Genomic DNA, 4949 nt, shown 5'->3' on the forward strand with positions numbered 1-4949 from the left:
TATGAATAATTTTTTATCTTCTTTTTACGTATTGGTAGGTCTTCACGCTTCTCATGTCGCTTTTGGCCTTGGCTGGATGATTTTGCTGATGATCCAGCTTAAGCGGCAGAAGCTGCCGAAGGCATTATTCATAGAAAAGCATAAGATTTTTAATTACTACTGGCACTTTGTAGATGTCATATGGGTGTTGATCATTTTGATCGTTTACGCTCCGTATTTATTCTAGTTTATTGGTATTTCATACTAGAGTCTGAGTAGAAATCATCCTTCAGGAGATCGAAACGCGGGTAGTTCCTTTCTATAATAGAAATAAGAAAACGGAGGGAGCGATGTAAATGAGTTTTCGTTCAATGATCGACGAATGGTTTGCAGATCGAGTTGAAGAAGATCATCAGGTTAGAGAAGTCTTTACAGTAGAACCAGACCAACCTCTTACCTTCAGCAGTGATCTTGGTATAGGAGAGCTTGGCCTCAGCTGCTGTGAAGGAGAGGAAGCTAGGTTGGATGCAAGTTATAGTAAGACTCCGCCACAAATTAAATACAAGGGTCAGCATCTAAAAGTCTTTCAAGACACAAAAGGTTTTAAACCATGGAAAAAAGATAAGCAAAGATGGAGCATCTACGTACCGAGGAACAATTCCTTTCATTTGAATTTAAATTTAGGTGCGGGCAACTCTACAATAGATTTGAAAGAGTTAGAATTACGGAAGTTGAAAATTAGCTGTGGTATAGGTGACTGTCATTTGCACTTTACTAATATCAAGGTGACACAGGATATTCCAGTCAAAATAGATGGGGGTGTAGGGAACCAGGTCATCCATTTGTCAGATGATGTGCCGGCTGTCATCCAAGTAAATAAAGGTATGGGGAAATTTAATGGAGAAAATTTGATTCCTCAAGGCTCGGGGCGTTATTGTACAAGAGCTTATCAACAAGGAAGGCCGCATATGAAGATGAAATTAAATGTTGGAGTAGGAGATGTCAGCGTACGTAGACAAGCAGAATTAATAAAAAGCGAGAGCGTGTAACGACACGTACTCTCGCTTTTTTTAATGCGGGGTTTTCTCTAGCAGCAATTCATCCTTAATAGCTATACCGTTTGGGGCTGTGAGGGGGATACCAGGTTTGTATTTTCTTGCTTCCGTCTCTCACGATTTTTTGTAATCCGATATCCACGCTTTTGATAAAATCCTAGAGCATCGATATTGTCGTTTCATATTTATTCTTCCTTCCTTGTTAGAAATCGTCTGGATAATTTATAAAATCCCAGCATAACTAGAAAAGTGAACAAGGCAAGTAAACTCAGATTGAGGATGTAAGCAATTCCGTCCCCGATAACGCCTAGTAGGGTACCAGCACCTGGGGGATGGTCCAAATACAAATAATTAGCTCCTGTCCAGAAGTTGATCAATCCAATAATCACTGCATAACCAACTAAATAGGCATAAGTTTCAATCATGTCTTTCCAGGTAATTTCAACGCGGGCAGTGACCACTAGAAACAAGCTAGTCCATGGAATAGCCATGTGGTGTAAAAAGAATTTCCAAAAACGATAATGGTGGTAGTCATAAGGTAAATCAGGAGTAATTAAAGCAATCAATGCTGGAATAATTCCAATGAAGAAATTGATTTTGATAAGCTTTGGCTTGTATGTAATGAGGGACACCATACCTAGTAAGGAGGCGATGCCACATAAATGGAGCGGCATATGATCAGCAAAGTTCCACAATCCATTGACTGCTGTCCAAGTCTGGTAACTGACCTCAGACCAAATCAACAAAATGAGAAGACTAAATCGCACAGTTTGAAAAGTACGTTTATATTTATTTAATCTGCTGGAAAACAAAGGGATTGCGATTAAAATGATAAAGAAGATTACTAATACAATTATATGGCTGGTACCGAACGAATAAAAAGGATAATCACTCCCTGGGGTAAACCATTCTTTCATGTGGACACATCCTAGTGTATAAAATGTAGCTGTGCTATGATTCTACCATATCATTGTTCGTGAAAGAGAGGGCCGATGAGTAAAATCAATTGTTTTCAATGTCAGCACTTCTATACAACTTGGAACTCTGCTTTTCCGAGAGCTTGTAAAGCTTATGGGTTCAAGACAAAAGAAATTCCCTCAACCTTCGTTTTGAAAACAACTGGAACAGAGTGTGTCCAATATAAACCGAAGCACCATCCAGATCAAAAAGGGGAAACTTCGATCAGCCGCTCCCAGATCGACCTTCGACTGTAAATGAAATGAAATTTCAGAATATGTATTTACACATACACATTCTATGGTAAGATGATGAATATTTATGAATGGAATTTCAGTAAATTGAGAGGAGTTGAGATTGGATGGCTAGAGAAAAATGGGGGACCAAATTGGGCTTTATGCTGGCGGCTATGGGTTCAGCAGTCGGCCTTGGAAATATATGGAGATTCTCTTTCGTTGCAGGCAATAACGGAGGGGGAGCCTTTTTAATCCTTTATTTACTATTTGTTCTAATCATCGGTGTGCCTCTGTTGCTGACAGAGGTAAGTATAGGCCGAAAAGCTGAAAGTGATGTGGTAGGGTCCTTTAAAAAACTGGCACCAGGGACTCCCTGGTATTTAACAGGATTCTTCGGAATTGCAAGTGCGTTTTTGATATTAAGTTTTTATGCCGTTGTAGCCGGCTGGGCGATGTTTTATTTCTGGAATTATTTAAATGGATCATTTTTTGCAGCGCCTGCAGCTGGATACGATGGAGCCTTCGGCCAGTTTATCAGTCATACATGGCATCCGATTGCCTGGACAGCATTCTTTATGATTTTGACAATTGTTATCGTACTGAGTGGTGTTAAGAAAGGAATCGAATTGGCAAATAAAATATTCATGCCTTTGCTAGCGTTGATTCTGATTGCGTTAGCTTTCTTCAGCTTGTCATTGGACGGTGCATCAGAAGGTTTGAAGTTCCTCTTCACTCCTGATTGGACAGCGTTAAGTGATCCCTCTATTTACATTGCAGCTCTCGGCCAGGCCTTCTTCTCCTTGAGCCTGGGTATGGGAGCGATGCTGACATATGGCAGCTATTTGAGAAAAGAGAACAAATTACCGAGTGCCACGTTAGGCATTGGACTTATGGACACTTTTTTTGCAGTGATCTCAGGTATTGTCATTTTTCCTGCGGTCTTCGCTTTTGGAATCGACCCAAGTTCCGGCCCGCCGCTTGTCTTCATTACGCTTCCGAGCATTTTTGAACAGATGCCTTTAGGCGGAATCGTCGGACTGGTCTTCTTCTTCGCTTTGATCCTTGCATCACTTTCTTCATCCGTGTCGATTTTGGAAGTGCCAACTGCTTACTTTATGCGTGTTTTCGGATGGTCGCGTTTTGCGACAAGTGTAGTGATGGGGTCAATTATGTTTGTGATGGGGATTGCCGTTTCACTAGGATTCGGAATCTGGTCGGGTGTTACTCCGATCGGAGATAGAAATATTCTGGATTCTATGGACTATATCGCTTCTAATATCCTGCTTCCGCTTGGCGGATTGTCGATGGCACTTCTAGTGGGATGGTATTACAAAAAATCCGAAGCGCTTGAGTCAACTGATCTGACTTCATCGCCAATTGGTGGAGCATGGTATACGATTGTGAAATGGATCGCACCAATTCTAATCATTTTGATCTTCTTAAATAAGATCGGTATTATCTTCTAAATGCAAGACTCTATCAGAGTTTATAAATTGATATTTCCTTCTATCAGGAACAATTGAATAAAGTAGAATACAAAAGATCCTGACTGTCTAAGTCAGGATCTCTTTATGAGCAAAATATGAACGATGGTAGGAACAAAAGACAGAAACGAGGCGGTCGTGTTAAACTACGACAGAGACCATTTAGAAATAAAGGAGTATGGCGAAAATGGCAATAACAAATCAGACTGTCTTAAAAAAGATGGCGAGTGAAATACAAGAAGCAATGCTTCAGCACGGAGACGAACGAAAAGTGCGTGAGCACGTTCGTTCAGTAAAACTCTTAGCGGACCTGCTGCTTGAAGAAGAAACTACTTCTCCAAAGCCAACGCGTTCAGTTGAAGAGCCAACGGTGGAAGAGGTTCGGAAGATGATGGGGGCAGATAAGCCGTCAAAAACAACCGAGAGTACACCTGTTGATCATGATGATGCAAACGGCTCATCAATATTTGACTTTTAGGGGGAAAAGAAGCAATGAAACTATTTCTGATTTTAGCCGCTTTAAACGGATTTCTTTCTGTAGCTTTAGGGGCATTCGGTGCCCACGGATTGGAAGGAAAAGTATCTGAAAAAGGACTGGAGCAATGGGGGAAAGCCGTAGATTATCAAATGTTCCATACGATGGCTCTCTTTGTGACAGGTCTATTGATGAGCAAAATCCAGACCGGATTGATGACAGGCGCAGGCTGGTTTTTTATCGTGGGTATCATTTTATTCTCAGGAAGCCTATATATTTATGCCCCGACAGGAATTAAAACATTTGCCATGATTACACCTGTAGGAGGTTTAGCCTTCTTAATCGGCTGGATTTTGCTTGGTTATGCGATCATTAAATTTATTTAAAAATAAAGAATGGTCGTGAACAAAACAATGATTAGCGCACGCAGCAGCTGGATGATACAATTTATCATCTGCTGCTTATTTAATTCTATTAAGGCTTCAAAAATGAAGCTTGTGGCAAGGACATAGAACATAAGAAGGATGATCCATTGGTGTTCAAGCTGAAATAAGCCTAAAATGGCTAACAATAAAGCTAACAATAGGGTTCCCAACTGAGCTTTGATGTAGTTTTCATTTGGATGTCGCATCGGTTCACCCTTTTCTTATCATAGTGAAAAACTCGCTAAATAATATAGCGAGTTTTATTTTTTTATTGAACTTACCTCGGGGAATATTGATCCATTTGCGGGCCGCCGCCATTAAATGGGTAGTTGTAATTA

8 protein-coding genes are annotated in these 4949 nt (G+C 40.5%); 6 read left to right on the forward strand and 2 right to left on the reverse strand.

The window, feature by feature from the left end:
• A partial coding sequence (locus LD39_RS06410; protein WP_035544158.1) for a cytochrome c oxidase subunit 3 occupies positions 1-226 on the forward strand: 226 nt, incomplete at its 5' end.
• 109 nt (positions 227-335) lie between these two features.
• Positions 336-1028, forward strand: a complete 693-nt coding sequence (locus LD39_RS06415) for a LiaF domain-containing protein (protein WP_035544160.1) — start codon at positions 336-338, stop codon at positions 1026-1028.
• A gap of 191 nt (positions 1029-1219) precedes the next feature.
• On the opposite strand, the gene LD39_RS06420 is transcribed toward LD39_RS06415, so the two are convergent.
• On the reverse strand, positions 1220-1951 hold the full coding sequence (locus LD39_RS06420) for a TIGR02206 family membrane protein (RefSeq protein WP_035544162.1): 732 nt from the start codon (positions 1949-1951) through the stop codon (positions 1220-1222).
• A gap of 75 nt (positions 1952-2026) precedes the next feature.
• Here LD39_RS06420 and LD39_RS06425 point away from each other — a divergent pair, with 75 nt between their 5' ends.
• The 4 genes from LD39_RS06425 to LD39_RS06440 all read left to right on the forward strand — a co-directional run bounded on the left by LD39_RS06425 (position 2027) and on the right by LD39_RS06440 (position 4572).
• Positions 2027-2248, forward strand: coding sequence for a hypothetical protein (locus tag LD39_RS06425; RefSeq protein WP_052158753.1), 222 nt, complete (start codon positions 2027-2029; stop codon positions 2246-2248).
• Positions 2249-2352: 104 nt separating this feature from the next.
• A complete protein-coding gene (locus LD39_RS06430; protein ID WP_035544165.1) occupies positions 2353-3693 on the forward strand; it encodes a sodium-dependent transporter in 1341 nt (446 codons plus the stop codon).
• 205 nt (positions 3694-3898) lie between these two features.
• A complete protein-coding gene (locus LD39_RS06435; RefSeq protein WP_035544168.1) occupies positions 3899-4189 on the forward strand; it encodes a YwdI family protein in 291 nt (96 codons plus the stop codon).
• Positions 4190-4203: 14 nt separating this feature from the next.
• Complete coding sequence (locus LD39_RS06440; protein WP_035544172.1) at positions 4204-4572, forward strand: DUF423 domain-containing protein; 369 nt, start codon at positions 4204-4206, stop codon at positions 4570-4572.
• Here LD39_RS06440 and LD39_RS06445 read toward each other — a convergent pair.
• Positions 4569-4817 (reverse strand): hypothetical protein, encoded by a 249-nt coding sequence (locus LD39_RS06445; protein WP_035544174.1) that lies wholly within the window; start codon positions 4815-4817, stop codon positions 4569-4571. The two genes, LD39_RS06440 and LD39_RS06445, sit on opposite strands and share 4 nt — an antisense overlap.
• Between the last annotated feature and the right edge of the window lie 132 nt (positions 4818-4949).

Source organism: Halobacillus sp. BBL2006, assembly GCF_000786645.1.
Classification (GTDB): Bacteria; Bacillota; Bacilli; order Bacillales; family Halobacillaceae; genus Halobacillus.